General features: G+C 40.5%; 18 protein-coding genes and 1 pseudogene. 12 read left to right on the forward strand and 7 right to left on the reverse strand.

What is annotated here, in order from left to right:
• Positions 1-334 precede the first annotated feature (334 nt).
• From FDP09_RS12305 to FDP09_RS12315, 3 genes are all read right to left on the reverse strand, one after another.
• Positions 335-589 (reverse strand): hypothetical protein, encoded by a 255-nt coding sequence (locus FDP09_RS12305; RefSeq protein ID WP_137402948.1) that lies wholly within the window; start codon positions 587-589, stop codon positions 335-337.
• 412 nt (positions 590-1,001) lie between these two features.
• Positions 1,002-1,346: a hypothetical protein gene (locus FDP09_RS12310; protein ID WP_137402949.1), complete on the reverse strand. Its 345-nt coding sequence runs from the start codon at positions 1,344-1,346 to the stop codon at positions 1,002-1,004.
• A gap of 4 nt (positions 1,347-1,350) precedes the next feature.
• On the reverse strand, positions 1,351-1,743 hold the full coding sequence (locus tag FDP09_RS12315) for a helix-turn-helix domain-containing protein (RefSeq protein ID WP_137402950.1): 393 nt from the start codon (positions 1,741-1,743) through the stop codon (positions 1,351-1,353).
• 191 nt (positions 1,744-1,934) lie between these two features.
• Between FDP09_RS12315 and FDP09_RS12320 the strand changes: the two genes are divergently transcribed.
• The 9 genes from FDP09_RS12320 (at position 1,935) to FDP09_RS12360 (ending at position 12,102) form a co-directional block, all read left to right on the forward strand.
• A complete protein-coding gene (locus tag FDP09_RS12320) occupies positions 1,935-2,342 on the forward strand; it encodes a helix-turn-helix domain-containing protein (protein WP_137402951.1) in 408 nt (135 codons plus the stop codon).
• The gene (locus FDP09_RS12325; protein WP_137402952.1) at positions 2,339-2,653 is read left to right on the forward strand and encodes a hypothetical protein; all 315 of its coding nucleotides are present in this window, start codon (positions 2,339-2,341) and stop codon (positions 2,651-2,653) included. Before FDP09_RS12320 ends, FDP09_RS12325 begins: the two co-directional genes overlap by 4 nt.
• Before the next feature lie 797 nt (positions 2,654-3,450).
• Positions 3,451-3,852 carry a hypothetical protein gene (locus FDP09_RS12330; RefSeq protein ID WP_137402953.1) on the forward strand — a complete coding sequence of 134 codons (402 nt, stop codon included), beginning with the start codon at positions 3,451-3,453 and terminating at the stop codon, positions 3,850-3,852.
• A 79-nt stretch (positions 3,853-3,931) separates the two neighbouring features.
• On the forward strand, positions 3,932-5,116 hold the full coding sequence (locus FDP09_RS12335; RefSeq protein ID WP_137402954.1) for a TolC family protein: 1,185 nt from the start codon (positions 3,932-3,934) through the stop codon (positions 5,114-5,116).
• A gap of 19 nt (positions 5,117-5,135) precedes the next feature.
• Positions 5,136-5,414 (forward strand): hypothetical protein, encoded by a 279-nt coding sequence (locus FDP09_RS12340; RefSeq protein ID WP_137402955.1) that lies wholly within the window; start codon positions 5,136-5,138, stop codon positions 5,412-5,414.
• A gap of 20 nt (positions 5,415-5,434) precedes the next feature.
• Positions 5,435-6,952, forward strand: coding sequence for an efflux RND transporter periplasmic adaptor subunit (locus tag FDP09_RS12345; RefSeq protein WP_137402956.1), 1,518 nt, complete (start codon positions 5,435-5,437; stop codon positions 6,950-6,952).
• Between the two features lie 25 nt (positions 6,953-6,977).
• A complete protein-coding gene (locus FDP09_RS12350; protein WP_137402957.1) occupies positions 6,978-7,700 on the forward strand; it encodes a superoxide dismutase in 723 nt (240 codons plus the stop codon).
• Position 7,701: 1 nt separating this feature from the next.
• On the forward strand, positions 7,702-10,785 hold the full coding sequence (locus FDP09_RS12355; protein ID WP_137402958.1) for an efflux RND transporter permease subunit: 3,084 nt from the start codon (positions 7,702-7,704) through the stop codon (positions 10,783-10,785).
• Positions 10,786-10,872: 87 nt separating this feature from the next.
• Complete coding sequence (locus tag FDP09_RS12360; protein ID WP_137402959.1) at positions 10,873-12,102, forward strand: IS256 family transposase; 1,230 nt, start codon at positions 10,873-10,875, stop codon at positions 12,100-12,102.
• A gap of 150 nt (positions 12,103-12,252) precedes the next feature.
• Here the strand turns inward: FDP09_RS12360 and FDP09_RS12365 are convergent, their stop codons facing one another.
• On the reverse strand, positions 12,253-13,509 hold the full coding sequence (locus tag FDP09_RS12365) for a site-specific integrase (RefSeq protein ID WP_137402960.1): 1,257 nt from the start codon (positions 13,507-13,509) through the stop codon (positions 12,253-12,255).
• 426 nt (positions 13,510-13,935) lie between these two features.
• On the opposite strand from FDP09_RS12365, the gene FDP09_RS12370 reads away from it, so the two are divergent.
• The 3 genes from FDP09_RS12370 (at position 13,936) to FDP09_RS12380 (ending at position 16,839) form a co-directional block, all read left to right on the forward strand.
• Complete coding sequence (locus FDP09_RS12370; protein WP_137402961.1) at positions 13,936-15,471, forward strand: IS5 family transposase; 1,536 nt, start codon at positions 13,936-13,938, stop codon at positions 15,469-15,471.
• A 578-nt stretch (positions 15,472-16,049) separates the two neighbouring features.
• The gene (locus FDP09_RS12375; RefSeq protein ID WP_137402962.1) at positions 16,050-16,658 is read left to right on the forward strand and encodes a mobilome CxxCx(11)CxxC protein; all 609 of its coding nucleotides are present in this window, start codon (positions 16,050-16,052) and stop codon (positions 16,656-16,658) included.
• Positions 16,651-16,839: a hypothetical protein gene (locus FDP09_RS12380; protein WP_137402963.1), complete on the forward strand. Its 189-nt coding sequence runs from the start codon at positions 16,651-16,653 to the stop codon at positions 16,837-16,839. Before FDP09_RS12375 ends, FDP09_RS12380 begins: the two co-directional genes overlap by 8 nt.
• Before the next feature lie 171 nt (positions 16,840-17,010).
• Here FDP09_RS12380 and FDP09_RS24410 read toward each other — a convergent pair.
• The 3 genes and pseudogenes from FDP09_RS24410 to FDP09_RS12390 form a co-directional block, all read right to left on the reverse strand.
• Positions 17,011-18,190, reverse strand: a pseudogene (locus FDP09_RS24410) (IS256 family transposase).
• Between the two features lie 196 nt (positions 18,191-18,386).
• Positions 18,387-18,557: a hypothetical protein gene (locus FDP09_RS23805; protein WP_187328667.1), complete on the reverse strand. Its 171-nt coding sequence runs from the start codon at positions 18,555-18,557 to the stop codon at positions 18,387-18,389.
• Entirely contained in the window at positions 18,557-20,107 is a 1,551-nt protein-coding gene (locus FDP09_RS12390) for an anti-phage dCTP deaminase (RefSeq protein WP_137402964.1), read from the reverse strand. The genes FDP09_RS23805 and FDP09_RS12390 overlap by 1 nt, the downstream gene beginning before the upstream one ends.
• Between the last annotated feature and the right edge of the window lie 25 nt (positions 20,108-20,132).

Genomic DNA, 20,132 nt, shown 5'->3' on the forward strand with positions numbered 1-20,132 from the left:
GGGAATTTCAAAATCCTAGGATATGGTGTAATGGCATACTCATAGTCGAGTGAAATATTTCTTCAAATGGAGTCTAATGCATGGAGACTTTAGTGACTATACAAAATCAAGTGATGTTACAAATTCTTCAAAAATTCCTGTTCAGAAATGATTTAGAGATCAGCCCCACTCTTGATCATTTTAATGGCCTTTTTCTGTTTTGAACTCATGCCGTCTTAACCTACTACCCTACAGTCCCCAACAACCAAAAAGTCTGTACTTTTATTTACCCAGCCAGCATTTATTCCGCCAACATCTGTGATCAGCTGTTAGGCATCCTTTCTTTGTATTGACATTAATTTACCTGTAAACACCACAGACTTTCCATAAAAACACTCTCCGCATTATACTTCGAGGTATCACCAACAATCTTTTCCACGGGCTTTCTTTGGTACTCACTTTTTGTGAGAGAAGGACTATAACCACCGGCATAAAGTCGACCCAATGCAGTTTTTAATTTCCCTGAAAAATCTTCTATAGATTTTACTCCAACTTTATCTATCGCCAATAAAGTCAATTTAGCTGCAGCTTCATTATCAGCAGCAGCCACTGTAAGCAGTTTTTATACTATTTCAAACATACTTTTCCTATCTCTTTCCGTATTTAGTAAAAATTTCTCCATATGCCAAGGTGCAGATTTTACTTTTTCTGAAAACATACAGCAATTAATCATTTCACATATGCAGGATTGCTTACAATGAGTATATATATGCATTGCCCATATATATACTAAATACTATTTTTCATAAATGGCCACCTTAGTTAATTCAAGCCCCTTTATTCATTTACAAACGCTTACTAACTATTTATAAGCATTTACAATTGAATTCATCACCTAAACTAAGGAATACTCAAAACATAAAAAATGCCCTATATGGGGTAATTATCCACCAAATTCATTAAAGCCCCTCCCATTGGTAGAGTTTAGATATTAAATAGGGTCAAAAACAATTTTCAATTAGTTACTTTTTACTCAACCTTAGAATTTCCTTCTTGAGCTCGTCATTTTCTATCATTAACTTCTCGACGATTTCTTTAAATCCGTAATTATTATTATAAGTGGTAATTGGCCCACTATGAGAATTCGGACCATGGTTATAATTTGTTACTGATAAGCCTTTTAAGAAAAATAGAGCAGGATCAACATTATAAAATTTTCCCAGCTTGGTGGCTTGTTCTGTGGTTAATAGTAGCTCACCTTTTTCCATTTTTAAATAATCATCCAATGAGATGTCCAATTCTGCTGCAATATGTTCTGGTGCATAATTATGACTGACCCTAAAGGATCCTAATACGGTAATCTCCATACTTCTATTTTGAAATTTTTTCTAATAATGAGGTTAATGTTTTTATTTGATCTTCTAATTGCAAAATGCGCTCATTTTTATCCCTCAGTAGCTTTTCATACAATTCCCTCATAAATTCCAACTTTCCGGAATCATTATTATACGTCTCAAAAACTCCACCATGGCTATTTGGTCCAGTGTTATAATTAATAACTGGCAGTTCTTCAGATAAAAAATATTCTGGTTCTACTTGGTAAAACTCAGCCAATTGCTTTATCCGATCAATCGTCAATTTGGTTTTTCCTGATTCAAGATTAGAATAGGTCCGCTGATGAATATCCAGCTTATTAGCTACATATTCTTGACTGAAGTCCTTGGACTCCCTTAGTATTCGCATGATTTTTTGAACGTTTTGCATAGCGAGATCGATAAAAATTTCTAAACCTGAAAAGAAATGTTCTAAGCTAGAACATTTTCCTTATTACAACCTAAGCTCATTCTTCTGATCTTTATAAATAAGGAAATCTTTAAGCTAAAGATAACAAAGAATTTCAAGTATTGGAATTTATCAGGCAACAAGGCCCCAAGCATTACACAAATTTAGGCGTTATGAATGATGTTACTCCTTTCCAGGATCAGCTTCTAGACAATCACTCGATTGGTCAAAACTTAATGGCCTTTAGAAAACTTAGGAATCTTAAGGCCTTAGAGGTAGGCGAGTATCTGAGCATGTCAGAAGCCAACTATACCAAGTATGAGCGTGGGGAGAATAAAATCACTATAGATATCATCAACCAATTTTCAGAATTTACAAAGGTAAATCCTATACATGTCCTTACCATCAAGCCTGGTCAAATAATTGAATTTTTTTATGCCCTTGAAAAGAGAAAATATATGATGGACAAGAATCAACTGGAATCCTTGATCCATATTTTAAAGGAACTTAAAGAGAGTAACGATTCATTGAAAGCCGTATTAAAAGATGCCTTAGTTTCACCTTTAATAAACCAATCATGATTAATATTCAAGAAGACGAACTTATCAAAACCTTAATACTCCAAGACCTTAAGCATTGCCAATTACTTTATGGATTGGATAGACTTAATCTGGATGCAGGTTATTGCCATTTTCTTAGTATACTTGATCTCATATCCAAGGTGATGGAAATATCAGATGATGATGTAAATGATTTTAATGAAACCTATATGCTGTTCATGGATAAATGCATGGACTATCCCCTATCCACTATGGGTGAAGAACTAAAGCCTTTAGCTGAAGAGTGCTATATGGCCTTGACTGCAATTCAAAAAGAGGTGTCTACTGCATAACTAAAGCCCTGATGTTCTAGGATAATTATTTTTTAAGAGGTATAATTCCCTGTACTATTTTATTGACCCTACTATTTCTTTTCACCTCTTGGATGCCACCTTATGAAGCGAAGGGTATTGGTCAAGGGTGCTGACGTAAGGAGGCATTTACCTGCCCTTGAGGAATATCCTAAGCAAAATACCTTTGCATGCTTGAGGGAAAAGATCGAAATATATTCGCTTTTAAATAATAGAGAAAAATCCGCCGTTGAAGGATTTTGTTCCCATGCTAACAAAGGGACCTGCAAGATGGGAATGGCGTCAGACATTCCTACATCTTGCTGGTGTCCAGAACGACACCGTGTAATACCATAAGGTTAAAAGTTTTCTTTGTTGACCAAGGTTCAAATCCCGGTAAAAATGAGAATGGTTTTCAATTTTACTCTCTCCAATAACGCGTGAGAATTTGAGTATTTGAGAACTTGATTATCTCAGATTTTTACCCATCAAAAGCCTGCGAGTCCCGAGCACCTTTCTATACGACTTCGGAGCCTGAAAAGATGGTTTTGTATACAAAACTACATCTTGCTATTACCACTTGGGTAATCAATTTATCATCATCTATTAGACTAGCATTACATAAATACCATTACACCAAGCAGTCATTATAATAGATATTCATAGCATTAAGAAAAATTTTTCTACTCTTCTAAATTTTTAAACTATGAAATACACTTGGCAATTAAGAAATCACAAGTAAAAATAATTTCCTATTTTTGTTTCAAGTGAATCTCTTGAATCAAATAAAGGCCTGCTTCATGCTCCTTATCATAGTTTTTGTGATGGGGCACAATGCCTTTCCCCATGTCCACCACCAACATGGACATCGGGAAAGTAAAGTAGCCGTTTCTGAGCATCATCACCATACTCCACAAAAGGATGACCAGGAAAAAAAAGATTCACCATCCAGCTTTTTGGATTTTCTTTTCAAGAACCATTCCCATTCTCAACATACCCATCAGCACCCGCCAGTAACCGTTGAGTACCAAAATCTTAAAAAGCAGCTGGATTACCAGTATTATGCTGACTTTTTTCAGTGGGTACCAGAACTGATAGTTTATGAAAATGGCCTGCATAGACATGTCCTATTGGACAATCGCCTATCAGAAAACCCATACCTACAGTCACACCCACTTAGAGGGCCTCCTTCCCTTGGATAATTAAATCGGCAATAAACACTTTGCCGCAGCATATTTATATGCTCATTATTTATTGAATTATCCCACAATACCATTTCACATGCTAAAAACAATAGTGTTCGTCTTGTGCGGATGCTTCTTGTCATTGGGTGTATATGCCCAATCGACTTCAATAGAAAGCATCCTTAAACAGATAGAACAAAACAACCAAGAATTAATTGCTCTTGGGCAATACGTGGAAAGCAAACGACTGGACCTGAAATCTGGAAACAACTTACCTGACCCTCAATTTGGGGCTTATTACCTTCCCTTTGGTGAACATAACTCGGGTGACTATAAAGAATTTCAAATTACCCAATCTTTTGAGTTTCCTACGGTATATGGTTCAAGGAGCAACCTTATCGATCTACAGTCGAGAAAACTTGAACTGGAATATGAAATCAAAAAGCAAGATGTTTTGGCTTTGGCCAAGAACTATTGCTTAAACCTCATTTATCTGGATAAGCGGTTAAATGCCGAAACAGTCAGGGTAGAACAGGCACAAAAAGTGTTCAATCAAGTTCAGTCCCTCTTTGAAAAAGAGCAGGTAGGGATTCTGGAAATGAACAAAGCCAAGGTCTCCTGGATGAAGGAACAGTTCAAAATACAACAGATTGAAAGCGAAAAGAAAAACATCAGACTTCTTCTCTCCAATTTAAATGGAGGTACGGAGATCAGCTTTTTATCCAATGAATATGAACTGTCCCTTGACCTACAGGACAGGGACAGTATTTGGCAGGAAAAGCAGTTGCTAGATCCCATTATTCTTGATTTGAAGCAACAGGAAAGTATAGCCGAACAGAACCTGAGATTGGCGAAGAACAAAGCCTTACCAAATTTAACAGCGGGATATAACCGTCAGGGTGTTTCCAACTCCCATTATTCAGGGGGGGTTATAGGAGTATCCATTCCTTTATGGAACAACCATAATAAGGTAAAGGCCGCAAAATCTACAGTTAACTTCAAAAAGGCTTTTTCCTCTTCCAGGCTTTCCAATGCATATGCTGCCTATGAGAAGCAATTCAATGATTACCAAATCATGCTTTCCAAGTTCAGAGAGTACCAAAATACGCTTTCGGATTTGGATACGGAAGAATTGCTGTTCCAGGCTTATGAACTCGGAGAGCTCTCATTCCTGGAATATTACATGGAACTACAGTTTTACAGAGAGGCCTATGATGCCATGCTGGAAATAGAATACCAATTATATATATCGCATACCCAATTATTAAAACATCAATTGTAACTATTAAAGACTTAGAATTATGAAAATTTCAAATATCCTACTAGCGATAAGCTTCATGGCTGTAATAGCCTGCGGAGGCAAGAAGAACGAAGACAATCACGGGCATTCCCACGGCACTGAGACGGGAGCACATTCCCATGAAGAATCTGCGGATGAGCATGGACACAGTCATACTGACGGTGATCATGACCATGATAGCCACCATGAGCAGGAAGAATTCACCATCAAGGAAGATTCCGCTGAAGAAACTGGTTCTACACATACTCATGATGATGGAAGTACCCATCACGATCATTAAACTATAAAAGAACAATCAAAATGCGATATATATTGGTATTATTTTGGGCGTTGGTATTTTCATGCCAATCCCCAAAAGTAGAAGATCATGGACATAGTCATGAAGAAGAAGGAGCGCACTCCCATGATGGAGATGGAAGTCCATCAGTGGATCATACCGTTTGGACAGAACAAACTGAATTGTTTGTTGAATTTCCTGCCTTGGTCGTTGGAAAGACAAGTCGGTTTGCGGCTCATTTCACCATTTTAAATGGGCACCAACCGGTACGAGACGGGAGTGTTACGGTGAGCCTTATCAAAAATAAGAAGGGAATTAGACATACAGTGGATGCCCCCTCCTCTCCGGGGATTTTTGGGCCATCCCTCCAACCCAAAGAGGCAGGTGTTTATCAATTGGTTTTTGATCTTAAAACCCCTACCTATTCAGACCGGATAACACTGGATAATATCCAGGTGTTTGAAAACAATGAAGAAGCAAAGGAAACTTTGGGAGGCGAGGAAGAAAACGGTTCCGAAATCAGCTTTTTGAAAGAACAAGCCTGGAAAGTGGAGTTCCAAACTGATCCCGTGGTCGAAAAAGAAGTGTACCAGACCATTCCTACATCAGGAATATGGAAGGTAGCTCCCACTGATTACCAAACACTCGTAGCACCTGCAACAGGACGGGTGAAATTTGGCCAAGAAGTGCTTACAGAAGGAAGTGCAGTTAAAAATGGGCAGGTTTTGATGACTGTCAGCAGTAAGGGACTAACTTCAAACAACTTGGAGGCAGAGATTCAAAAAGCCAAGGCGGATTTAGAACAGGCAAAGTCTGAGTATGATAGAAAAAAGGAGCTCTACGAATCCAAAATTGTACCCAAGGCAGCTTTTGAGCAGGTGGAACAAAAATACCAGGTAGCCAAGACCAACTATGAAACACTTAGCAGTGGCTATACCTCTGGGGGCAAACAGATCATTTCCCCAATGGACGGTTTTGTAAAGTCGATTCAAGCTGAAAACGGTGGTTTTGCAGAGCAGGGGAAAGCCCTGATAACCATAACGAGTCACAATAGTAGCCTCCTTCAGGTACAGGTCAGTCCAAAGTACAGTGCAGAGCTTCAAAACATCCAAAACCTTTGGTATCAACCAAAGGAGGGAACTTGGTCTGCTTTAAAAGAAAAAGGCGGCAGGATACTATCTGTAGGAAAGGAAGTTGATCCCAATCAACCCTTATTATCTGTGTTCGCTGAAGTAAATGAAGGAGTAGAAATGCCGGAAGGAAGTTTCACTGAAGCCCAATTGGCAGTTGGAAAAGCTTCACAGGGGCTTGTTGTTCCTGTTTCTTGTCTTATGGAAGATTATGGAAACTACTCCGTAATTATACAATTGTCAGGAGAAAGCTTTGAGAGAAGGAATGTCACCATCGGCAAACGCAATGGCAGCGAGGTGGAAATCACCAATGGCCTTTCGAAAGGGGAAGTAGTAGTGACAAAAGGGGCTTACCAGGTTAAAATGGCTTCTATGTCTGGGCAGGCACCCGCACATGGTCATGCACATTAATTTTAATCATCAAAACATTATCAACATGGAACGACGAAAATTTCTTCAAAATTCAATGATTATTGGCGGTGCATCTGTACTTCCTACTTCAAGCGCTTTTGCTCAAAGTGTCGAGCAAGGTGGAATCGATAAACTCATGGATAAAAATGGCAATTTCATCCAGGCTCCTTTACCCTATGCCAATAACTTTCTAGAACCTTGTATGGATGAAGAGACACTCTATCTTCACCATACTTTTCATCACGGTGGAGCTGTAAAAGGTGCAAATAAAGACTTGCAAATGATCAACAAGGCAATGGAAGAAGGTAACTACGACTTGGTGGAACATTGGACGGCAAAGTTGTCCTACCACTTTTCAAGCCACGTCCTTCATTCCATATTTTGGACAAACCTTACCAATAAAAAGAATGATCCAAAAGGAACTCTATTAAAATATGTCGAGAAAAGCTTTGGGACATTGGACAAACTGAAATCACTTCTGGGTAAAGTGTCCAAGTCCGTTGAGTCAAGTGGATGGGGAATATTGGCATATCAACCCTTCACTGATCAGCTGATTGTTTTGGGATGTGCGGATCATCAAAAGTTAACCCAATGGGGCTGTATTCCTTTGTTGGTCATAGATGTCTGGGAGCATGCCTACTACCTAACCTACCGCAACCGAAGAGCTGAGTTTGTGGAATGTGTTATGGACATTATCAATTGGGATAATGTAGCACATCGATTGGATATAGCACTTAAAATCAGATAATATGCTAAACAAAATATTATCGATTTCACTGCAAAACCGCTTGATGGTACTTTTGGCTGCGGTAGTCTTAAGCATAGCTGGATTATATATAGCACGTAATATGAACGTGGATGTATTTCCGGACTTGACCGCCCCAACAGTAACCATACTAACGGAAGCCCATGGAATGGAATCCGAAGAGGTTGAAAAACTAGTAACCTACCAGTTGGAAACTGCCATGAACGGCTCACCAAATGTACGGCGAATACGTTCTTCCTCAGCTGCCGGAATTTCCATAGTCTGGGTAGAGTTTGAGTGGGGAACGGACATTTACCGTGCACGGCAGATCGTCAGCGAACGAATCCCAATGGTCAGGGAAAACCTACCATCGGGAGTAGGGACACCTACTATGGCTCCCATTTCATCTATTATGGGTGAAGTGATGCTTTTGGGGGTAAGCTCTGATAGCCTGTCCCCAATGGAGTTAAGGACACTTTCGGATTGGACAATAAGGCCTAGAATAAAATCCATAGGAGGAATAGCCAATGTAATAGTGATCGGAGGAGATTACAAGCAATACCAAGTATTGCCCAATCCCGAAAAGCTCAAATACTATGACATAAGCCTTGGGGAGCTTTTGGAAAAAGTCAAGGAAAGCAATGTCAATGCTCCCGGTGGATTTCTCAATGAATATGGCAATCAATATATCATCAAAGGCAGTGGAAGGGCCTATTCCGTGGAGCAGTTGGAAGAAGCTGTTTTAAAGAATGTCAATGGCCAAACCTTAAAAATCAAGGATGTGGCAACGGTAAAAATTGGTGCTGCAGACAAAATTGGTGATGGTTCATTGAATGCTTCACCTGCTGTCATACTTACCATCTCCAAACAGCCGGATGTAAACACCCTTGAACTGACTGGAAGGCTGGACGAGGCCATTGTTGATCTTGAAAACACCTTACCAAAGGGAGTGGAAATAAAAAGTCATATTTTCCGTCAATCGAACTTTATTGAGGCTTCCATTGATAACTTGAACCAAACGCTTTTGGAAGGGGCATTCTTTGTGGTGATCGTATTGTTTATATTCCTGATGAATTGGCGCACTACGGTTATTTCATTGATTGCTATACCAATTTCTCTATTAGTCTCCATCATAGTATTGAAAATATTGGGATACACCATTAACACCATGAGCCTTGGGGGGATGGCAATTGCCATTGGAGCTTTAGTGGATGATGCGATCATTGATGTGGAGAATGTGTTCAAGCGCTTGCGGGAAAACATAAAAAAGCCAATTGAAGAGCGGCTACCTGTTTTGACAGTGGTAAAAAATGCTTCCGTAGAGATAAGAAGTTCAATAATAATTGCCACCCTGATCATTATTGTATCCTTTGTCCCCTTGTTTTTCTTAAGTGGCATGGAAGGAAGGTTGTTACAGCCACTTGGAATTGCTTTTATCACTTCGGTACTGACTTCCCTTGTTGTTGCAGTTACGGTGACACCTGTACTTTGTTCCTATTTGCTGAAAAGCGAAAAAGTGCTCTCCAGACAAGCTGAAGGCACTAAAGTGGAGCGATGGCTCCAAGCCCGCTATTCCGGGGCATTGGGGAGAGCTTTAAAATTCCCAAAGGTAGTAATAGGACTGACACTTGGAGCTTTTATCTTTAGCTTGATATTATTTACCCAATTGGGGCGGAGCTTTCTTCCAGAGTTCAATGAGGGCTCGCTTGTCATCAGTGCGGTTGGAGTTCCTGGCATGTCATTGGAAGAAAGCAATAAGAACGGGCAATTGATTGAAAAACTGCTTTTGGAAATGCCTGAAGTCGAAGTGGTAACTCGAAGGACGGGACGTGCCGAACTGGATGAGCATGCCCAAGGAGTAAATGCTGCTGAAATTGACGTTCCCTTCACGCTTGGGGACAAATCAAAGGAACAGTTCTTTGAAGAAGTCCGGACAAAGTTGAGCATAGTCCCCGGGGTCAATATCACTTTGGGACAGCCAATCGCTCACCGTATTGACCATATGCTATCGGGCACGAGGGCCAATATCGCCATCAAGATTTTCGGTGATGATCTGCAACGCCTTTTCGAGCTGGGTAAAAACGTAGAGACCAATATCAAGCCCATTGAAGGGATTGCCGACGTAGCGGTGGACCAGCAGATTGAAGTCCCTCAGATCCGAATCACTCCAAAAAGACAGATGTTGGCTGCTTATGGGATGACCGTGAGGGACCTGATGGAGCAAGTGGATATTGCCTTTGCAGGCGAAAAGGCGGGAGAGATTTATGAAGGCCAGCAATATTTTGACCTCATTGTCCGCTTCCAAAAGGCATCTAGAAATAGCATGGAAATGATCAAAAATGCGCTGGTTACTTTGCCTAACGGTGGAGAGACCACCTTGGACCAATTGGCAGAAGTCAGTTCGGTAAGCAGTCCAAATACGATCTCCAGGGAAGATGTTAGACGAAAGATTGTAGTCGCTGCAAATGTCCAAGGCCGTGACTTACGAGGTGTGGTGAATGAGATTCAGCAGATTGTCGGTGAAAACATTGTATTGCCTGACGGATATCGGGTGGAATACGGTGGACAGTTTGAAAGTGAGGCAAAGGCTTCCCAATTATTGCTTATTACAGCGGTGATTGCCATTCTGATCATTTTCCTATTGCTCTACTTTGAGTTTCAGGATGTGAAACTTTCTTTCATCGTACTGATCAATTTGCCCTTGGCTTTGATTGGAGGGATTTTGATAGTGTACTTCACTTCGGGGATTATCAGCATTGCCGCTACCATCGGCTTTATCAGTCTATTCGGCATCGCAACAAGGAATGGTATCCTGTTGGTTTCCCGATATGAAGACCTAAAAAAAGAGGGCTTGAAAGGAATGGAGCTCCTAAAAACCGGAGCACTGGACAGGTTAAACCCAATCCTCATGACGACATTTACCACAGGGCTTGCCTTGATTCCTTTGGCACTGAAAGCTGGCGAACCGGGCAATGAAATACAAAGCCCCATGGCAGTAGTGATCCTGGGAGGACTGTTGTCCGCCACATTACTTAATTTGATAGTAATTCCTTGTGTGTATGAATTAATAAGAAATCAAAAAAAATAGTTTTAAAATATTGAGAGTAGAAACGAGACTGTAATCTAAACTCTGTCTGAGACTTTGAAAATCAATTAAAGTTCATAAGATAGAGATATGAGAGAAGAACAAGAATCAGCATTTAAGAAGAAAGTACTGGACCAGTTTTTATCAGGAGAGTCCCTGTTCGGCAAGAACGGTGCGCTGTCTCCGATGTTGAAGGAGTTTTTGGAGGAAGCCCTCCAGGCGGAGATGGATGCCCATCTTCGGGATGAGGATACAGGTCACAGTGTAGGCAACAAACGTAACGGTAAGGGCAGCAAGCGTGTGAAGAGCAACTTGGGCGAAGTTGAGATCGAGACGCCCCAGGACCGTCACAGCAGCTTCGAGCCGAAGATCGTGGAGAAGCGCCAGCGTATCCTTGCCGACAACCTTGAGAAGCAGATCATAGGGATGTACGGGCTTGGCAGCAGCCTTAGGGACATATCCGAGTACATCAAGGACATGTACGACACCGAGGTCTCCACGCAAGTGATAAGCGATATTACCGACCGTGTTGTCCCGAAAGTCAAGGAATGGCAGAACAGGCCTTTGGAAGAGGTTTATTGCATTGTATGGCTTGATGCAATGCACTTCAAGGTACGGGAGGAAGGCAAGGTACGCCATAAAGCCCTATACAATGTATTGGGGATCAACCGTGAAGGGAAGAAGGAGGTACTGGGCATGTACCTTTCCGAAAGCGAGGGGGCGAACTTCTGGCTACAGGTACTCAGCGATCTACAGCACCGTGGAGTACAGGATATCCTGATCGCCTGTACCGATAACCTTAAGGGCTTCCCCGAGGCGATCGGGTCGATTTTCCCGAAAACAGAGATCCAGCTCTGCGTGGTCCGCCAGATCCGGAACAGCCTGAAGTACGTGGCCAGCAAAAACCAAAAGGAGTTTGCCGGTGACCTGAAAAAAATCTATAAGGCCGAGACAAAGGACCTGGCCGAGTCGGCATTACTGGACCTGGAAGAAAAGTGGGGGAAGAAATACCCCATAGTGATCCGTTCCTGGAACGACAACTGGGAGAGGCTGAGTGCCTTCTTTGCCTATACACCGCCCATCAGGAAGCTGATTTATACCACCAATGCGGTGGAAGGCTTCCATCGACAGGTCAGAAAGGTCACCAAGACCAAAGGGGCATTTACCAGTGACATGGCACTCCTAAAGCTGGTTTATCTTGCCACACAGCGGATCGAGAAAAAATGGACGACCCCTCTACAGAACTGGAGCTTGACAGTCCAGCAACTGGCCATTAAATTTGAGGGGAGGATCAGTTTGGATATCAATACGGAAACCTAATTATTTAGTGGAAATTTCCCTTCCCTGGGGCTAGCCCCAGGGAAGGGAAAGGACAGAGTTTAGCTAACACTCCCGTAGAACTGGAAATAATTATTTCCGGTTTCTACTAACTATAACTCAGTATCAACATTTTTTGAATAGTGAAATATATTATCCAAAATCCACCAATTTCCCCATCATTTCCCTATCACTTTCATCATCTAAGAAACTTTTTATATAAGCCTTAGTCGTCTTAATATCCGCATGTCCTAAGGATTCTCCTACATATTCAATAGAGGCGTTATTTCGTATGGCCATAGTGGCAAAACTATGCCTAGCGGTGTAAGTGCTTACATTATCCTTTATCCCCAGTTTTTCGGCATACCGCTTCATATGCTGATTCACTAGGCGGGTAAAGTTCTGTTTCGCTTTAAGCTTTTCTCCCTCGGTCATTTCTTTGTGAAGGATTGGAAATACATATTCTTCACGATCACCACTGGTTACTCCATACAATTTGATCACCTTTTTGGAATGTTCCATTAGAGGTACACGAATAGCAATTTGATCGTCTGTTGTATCCTTGGTCTTTTCCCTTACAAATTCCAAGAAATCACCATTAACGTTTTTCCACTTGAGATACAAAATGTCCTTCATATTCATTCCTTTACACAAGTAGGAGAAAAACCAAAAATCTTTAGCTCTTTGTTGAAATTGGTTTTCAGGTTTACCTTCAAAAAGCAATTTTAAGTGGTGCTTATCCAAGGCTTTCTTTTTATTAGTTCCCTTGGGAATTACATAGCCATTTTTCCCAAAGGGGTAATGATCCGTTTTGATGGTATTAAAAATATGTCTAAGCGTCCTTAAATAGTAGCCTACGCTAGTTTTGGTATTGCCTTTTTCAAGCATCCACTTTTCAAAATTCTTTAACCATTCTACTGTGATTTCTTGAACAAAAAGGTGTTTGGGCTCCCTTTTTCGATTAGCTTTAAGGAATTTCTTTATCGCCTTCAAACTGGCTTCATAAGTATGTTTGGTGGCCTCTCTTTTCTCCAACTCTAAAGCCTTTATTTTTTGTTGGTACAAAAAGAAAACATCCTTAACATTACCCTCAGGTTTAAATAAGAGGTTCTCAAAAGATTCAAAGGTAAAATTGTCAAGCTTATTGGCCACTTCCATATACTTATGTAACAAGCTCTCTACCTGTATGCGGAGTTCCTTTTCTGCTTTTCTGGGTTTAACTGATAGGAATACCTTTTCATAGGTTTTCTCGTCCATATCCATTCCAACGGAATAGTATTTCCGTTTTTTGGGCATTGGGGTATAAACCTTTATTTTTAAAGGATAGTATCCATCTGCTTTAGTCCTACGGGTGTCCAAGTAGATGGTCATTTCAAACTGTTTTCCAGACTTGGCAAGTTTCTTTTCCATGGCTAGTTGATTTGAGATTTGCACACGATTTGCACACAAAATGATGTCAAAACTTGTAAGCAAAGTAATAAGAAAAGCAGTAAAAACAATATAAGTAACTCATTTACAGAGACAAACAAAATATACCAATAATAGAAAAGTAGTCAAAAAATTATCTCATAATCAAGGGGTCCCTGGTTCGAGCCCAGGTGGGCCCACTGAAAATCAGCCACTTACAATTTTCAATCGTAAGTGGCTTTTTTATTTGCAAAATATTTGCAAAAAAATCACCTGTGATTTCGGATAGATGAAAATCAAGGATTTGATAAGTAAAAGTATATAATAATCGATTGATAGTTAGGGTCTGCTGATAAAATAAAAAACGTTTTTGATGTGCTATTAAGCGGTCTTTTTCTTAAGATTAAGGAAGACTAAGTGCAAGGAAATATGGCAAATCGGACCAAAAGGCGTGCACCACGCAATGAATATACGAGCCCCAATCAGCTGTCGATTACAGGTTTTGAGACCCCGTTCCATAACCAACTTGACCCGAACAACCGCTGGGTGCTGCTCAGTGCACAGATCCCGTGGGACGATCTGGTAGGCCTGTACAACAAACACCATCCAGCCAAACAAACGGGAAGGCCCTCGCTGAACCCCAGGGTGCTGATCGGTGCGGTGATCATCAAGCATATCCTCAACCTTGATGACCGGGAGACGGTAGCCCAGATTACCGAAAACATGTATCTCCAGTATTTTCTGGGCTACAGCTCCTATATCAGGGAAGCGCCCTTCGATGCCTCGCTGTTCGTGGATATCAGAAAGCGTCTGGGAGGGGAACTGATCGCCGAGATGAACGGGCGGATCCATGGATTTTCGATGGAAAGGAGGACAAAGAAGATAGAGAAAGGGAGTAAAGATAAAGATGGAGCAGGGGGATCACCTCCAAACAACAAGGGGGAGGTGCTGTATGACGCGACGGTCTGTCCGCAGGATATCGCCTACCCGACCGACCTTGGGCTGCTCAACAAAGCAAGGGAGATCACCGAGGCCATCATAGACGAGCTGCACAGGAAAGCCCGGCAGGGCAAGAAGCCGAGAACCTACAGAAGGGTAGCGCGGAAGAACTACCTGAAGGTAGCCCAGAACAAGAACCCCTCGAAAAAGACGATCCGCAAGGGGATAAAATCACAGCTCCAATACCTTTGCAGGAACTTTAAGACGATCGAAAAACAGCTGGACAATTTTGATGTCTTCCCTTTGGACCACAGGACACAGCGAAGCTATTGGATCATCGGGACACTTTATGAGCAACAGCTATGGATGTTCGAGCACCGCAGCCATCAGGTAGCAGACCGGATAGTAAGTATTCACCAGCCCCATGTACGGCCGATAGTCCGTGGAAAGGCCAGGGCCAGGACGGAGTTCGGGGCGAAGATCCACCTTACGCTTGTGGACGGCTACTCTTTTTTGGACACAGTATCATGGGATGCCTTCAACGAGGGCAGCTGCCTGACCGATTATGTGGAAGGCTACCGGGAAAGGTTAGGTTTCTATCCGGCCAAGGTGCTGGCCGACAAGATTTATTGTAACCGGGAGAACAGGAAGTGGCTGAAGGAAAAAGGGATAAAACTGGCGGCCAAGCCCTTGGGCAGGCCACCGGCCAGGGCAGTGGAAAACCACGTAAGTCCAGGAGAGCGGAACCCGATAGAAGGGAAATTCGGCCAGGCAAAGAACGGTTACGGCATGAACCGGATCAGGGCAAGGCTGAAGGACACCAGCCAGTCGTGGATTGCCTCGATTATCCTAGTGCTCAACCTGGTCAAACTGGCCGGGGAGGCACTCCTGTGCCAGTGTTTTTCAGCAAGAGGGATCTCCAAATACGACCTTTTCCAATGGCTGGATATATTCCTGGCCAATTTTATAACAAAAAACCAGTACAGGCCACAACCTGTACTGGTTTTACATAACTTAAATGGCTGAGTTTTTCAGCAGGCCCTAGTTAGAGTGATAAAAATATAAGGATATAGTTGCTTCTTTTTAAACCCACGATTCTTATAGTTTCGGAAGGGAATAAAATAACTCCTTCTATTTTCTTGATTCCTGTTTTGACTTTATCCAATTTTCGATATCTTCTCTGGTAAAATCCAGTTTCCCTACTTTGGTTGTGATTTGCTGATGTGATAAAACCTAATAATCTTCCTGTATTTTTGAAATTACCAGAAATTACTATATTTGATTTGACTATAGCCGCTTTTTTGATAAATAACACTACTCTTACTATGCAACCACACTCTCACCGCACCACGGTCAAGGCGTATCCGAATCATTTATCTGATTGGATGATTCCACTTCAATTCATAGCTCACGCACAACTTTGTCCCCATTCACATCCAAAAATATCCTGTTTAGGGAGTTTTTTGAAAAGCAGGGATGGCGTAGTTTTAAGGAATATCCGTTTATAAGCGGAAGTAAACATTTATGTTGTAAATGGATAAGATAAAAGAAACAGACGCAATACAGGTGTATCTATACAAGTGTTGGCGGTAATTTGACATAATATGACAAATGAAGTAGAAATATTAAGAAGAGACGCTTGGGATAAAGCAATTCATTCTTTTGGAAAAGCTTATATTTTTAGTAAGCGAGCCGAGTTTTACAATAGATGGATACGATTTGTAACCATCTTAGGAATTATTGTACCGGTAACAATCGGAGCAACAGCTTCAGGTTATGGTTTTAATTCTGAAATATTAAAACATACAATCGCTATCTCAATTCCATTGACAATCCTTCAATTAATCATATCAGTTTTTGCACTGGTAAATAATTGGAGTGATTATTTATCGTACTCTTTAGAAGCAACTAATGATTATGGTAATTTATCTAAGGCATTTAAAAAATTAGGTAAAAATCCACCAAAAGATATACCAGATTTAAAACATCAACTTGAACTTCTAGAAACTAAATATAACTCCAGAAGTGACCAAGATTCGAAATATGGCCCAAAGGAGAGAGAGTTAAGAAAAGGAATGAGATACGCTCTACGAGAATTTCAGAGGCAGTGCATTGGTTGTAAAACAACTCCTTTATCGGTTGAATCGACTGATTGTGAGGTGTGCGGAAATTTCAAAAGAAACATAATTCAAAAATTATTAGTCCATGGATGAAAAAGTAAAAAGATTATTAAAGGTTTATTCAGAGTTAGATTGGGACAGTCGAAAAGCTGTTAGGGATTTTATTATGGATTTTGAAAAAGAAGAGTATTCTGAAAAGAGAAAAATTAATGAATCATTAAATAAAAGTTTGGGTCCTTTAATGACAAACACTTGTCCTTATTGCGGCAAATAGGAATGAAAAACGAGTCTAGAAAGAAACACCCTCTAATATATTCTAACTGTGAAGAATACAGTTTTATTGAATATGAAGGTGTTAGATTTGAAGATCCAGAACAGAAAAAAGGATTTGAAGTAAAAACTCTGTCCCAAAAAGTGTGTAAACTAAAATTTCAATTTGTCAGGTTTAGTTTAGCCTGACCCTTTTTCCAAATATAAGTAGAAAACTATTAAGGATTATTCCCCAGTCCCTGATCGGCATTGTCCATTTTTTGGTGGCTTTGCGCAGGGCAAGGAATACCGATTTGATTACTGCCTCATCAGAAGGACAGCTTGTTTTTGGTGTATTTTCTGACCTTTCCATTGAGGTTTTCTATCAGGTTGGTGGTATAAATTCCTTATTTCCACGGGATAGTCAAAGAAAACGGTTAGTTCATCCCAGTTGTCCCTCCAGCTTTTAATGGCATATGAGTATTTGCTTTCCCATTTTTCGGCAAAATCTTCCAGAGCGGCCGCTGCAGCTTCCTTATTTGGGGCGGTATAGACCTCTTTCATATCCTTGGGGAAGGCCTTTTTGTCTTTCCAGCCCACATATCTACAGGCGTTCCTGATCTAGTGTACTACACATATCTGGGTGACCGATTCGGGGAAAGAGGCCTTGATCGTATCGGTAAAGCCGTTAAGGTTATCGGTGGCCGTGATCAGGATGTCCTCGACACCCCGAGCCTTCATATCGGTGAGTACACCCATCCAAAAGGCCGCTGATTCGTTTTTCCCCAGCCAGAGCCCCAAGACCTCTTTTAACCCGTTGGTCTTTAACCCTACGGCAATGTAAACGGTCTTGTTGACCACCTTTGGAATTTTCCCGTACCTTGAAGGATATCCCGTCCATCCATACGATCAGATAGACCGGGTCGAGCGGACGGTTCCGCCAGGCCACAATATCCTCGGACACCGCATCGGTAACCCTGGATATGGTGGATGCCGATACGTTGATGTCATAGAGCTCTCTGATCTGTTCCCCTATGTCATGGTTGGACATCCCTTTTGCATACATGGAGATGATCACGTTCTCCACACCTTCTGCCATGCGGTACCAGTGTCGGCTCAAAACTGCCATCCCTGTCCCTGGAGACATTGATATGTGACTCCCCAAAACTGCTCCTTATCTTTTTGGAAGTGTGCCCGTTGCGTGAGTTGGGATTGTCCGATTGTTCGTTTTTTCGGTATCCAAGATGGCTGTCCAGTTCTCCTTCGAGCACCCTTTCCACTGCCCGCTTTTGGAGCTCACCTAAAAATGTTTGCAGTTCTTCTCCGTTCTTGAACTGCTTTAGAAAATCGTCGTTTAAAAGGTCTTCTTTTTTCATCTTCAATCAATGTATTTTTAAAGTTAAACATTTATTCACACACTGATTGGAATTGCGCCTGCCGCGGGCTCCTCAAAATATCAATGCGATTGTTCCAATCACACTGATATTTTCGAGGTCTTTCCTTTTTACTCGTAAGCCCGCTTTGCGGACTTACACAGTTTATGAGATACTCCCGAGTTTAGCTAACACTCCCTTATTCCATTTTCCTGTTTAGAATTCTGTTGTAGATTTCTTCTCTTGGATTTAAGAAAATTTGTTTTCCATCTTTTTCGTTCTTTTTAATCCTAGTATTTTTTATATCTAAAGTAGTATTGCTAGAAGAAAAAAGTTTTAATTGTTCATTTTTAGAATTTTGTTTCTTCATTAGATCAATTGTTTAGATTTAAGGGTTTTCGTCACTGTTTTTTCAAGGATAGGAATTGCTTGTAAAGATACTGTGTTTTTTGGTGCGCTGGTCTTTTTAGGCTCAGATATTTTTTTTCCATCCTTCTTTCTTGAATTAGGAGACATTTTAAAAAACTCCAAATACCTTTTCGGGGATACCCCATCGTACATTAAAATTCTAACATAATCTTTTTTTGATTCATCCTCAGTAATTGAATCAGAATGCAATTTTAGTGCTAAACTTTTTCTGTAAGGTTCAATATAATAAACTTCTTTTATTCCAGCTGCGATTATATGTCTTGCGCAATTGTGACAGGGATAAGTTGTACAAAATAGTTTTCCGCCAACTACTCTTTGACCTGATTTTTGGCTAGCTTGAATAATGGCGTGCATTTCCGCATGGACTGCGCGTGAAAACTCTATTAGTTCCTTGATACGAGACTTTTGAATTTTATCAATAAGATCATTTCTATTTCTTTCATCAACTAATTTATTATCAATTAACTCATTAACAAGCGCCTCCCTAATTATCCTTTTTTCCTCATCGTTGAAACATAATCCTCCTTTTAGATTCATGCACCTATGATCTTCCTCTCCCAAGGAATCTGAAGTAGAATATTTATATACACCTCCACCAGATTTAGGGACATCATTCCAGCCTACCGAAAGCACTTCCCCTTCAATATCGGTAATTGAAGCCCCTACTTGCCTACTCAGGCAAGCAGAGTTACCCGAAGAAGCAGTAGCTAAATACATTGCTGTTTCTTGATAAGTTGGTGTAATGACTTCAGTTTTAAAAACTATATTTAAAAATCGATTTAATTTATTATCAATTGCTTGAGAAGTGCTTCTATCAATTCTAAGAAAAAAATCTGCTTGGACAAATGTGTTGGATACTTTTTGGCCAAAGTTAAGTTCTTCTCCTGAATCTCTATCAAATAACTTGTATACTTGATCTTTTTTTAGACCCTGATCTTCTAGAAACTTTTCTCGTACTTCTAAATTTGAAAATACTCCCACAAAGTAAAAAATATCCCTATAAATTAGTCTAAGAAGTTCAAACTCTTCTACATTTTTAATGGAGTCAATAATATAGCAAACTCGATGTGATTTAAACTCTTTTTCTTCTTTAGAACCTTTTAAAGTTTCACGTTTTACTGCGATTTCATTAATTGCCAATTCAGCTAGAATGCTACTGCCATGTTTTTCCCTCAATTTATTTCCAGCTTCAATCAACTTGTGATAATTCTCGTTTTTATCTTTGATATTTTTAAAGTCTGTGCTTTTTGTTAAATCCTTAATGAATTTACTTAATCTTAGATGAACAACAGTATATCCGTATTGTTCCTCAATAATTTTTCCTATTCGGTCTGAGACAAGATGAATATCAGTCCCAATTGGCCCGCATAAAGCAATTACTAGTTCTTCTGTATGTGTGTCAGAAATCTTTTCTTTGATTTTTCGTTTATCTTCAGCATTTTCATTTTTTTCTTGATCCGTAAAAAGTTGTTTTTCCAATGCATCTCCCATAAGTAAGCAATTTATTTAGATAAAT

The organism is Echinicola rosea (genome assembly GCF_005281475.1).
GTDB classification, from domain to species: domain Bacteria; phylum Bacteroidota; class Bacteroidia; order Cytophagales; family Cyclobacteriaceae; genus Echinicola; species Echinicola rosea.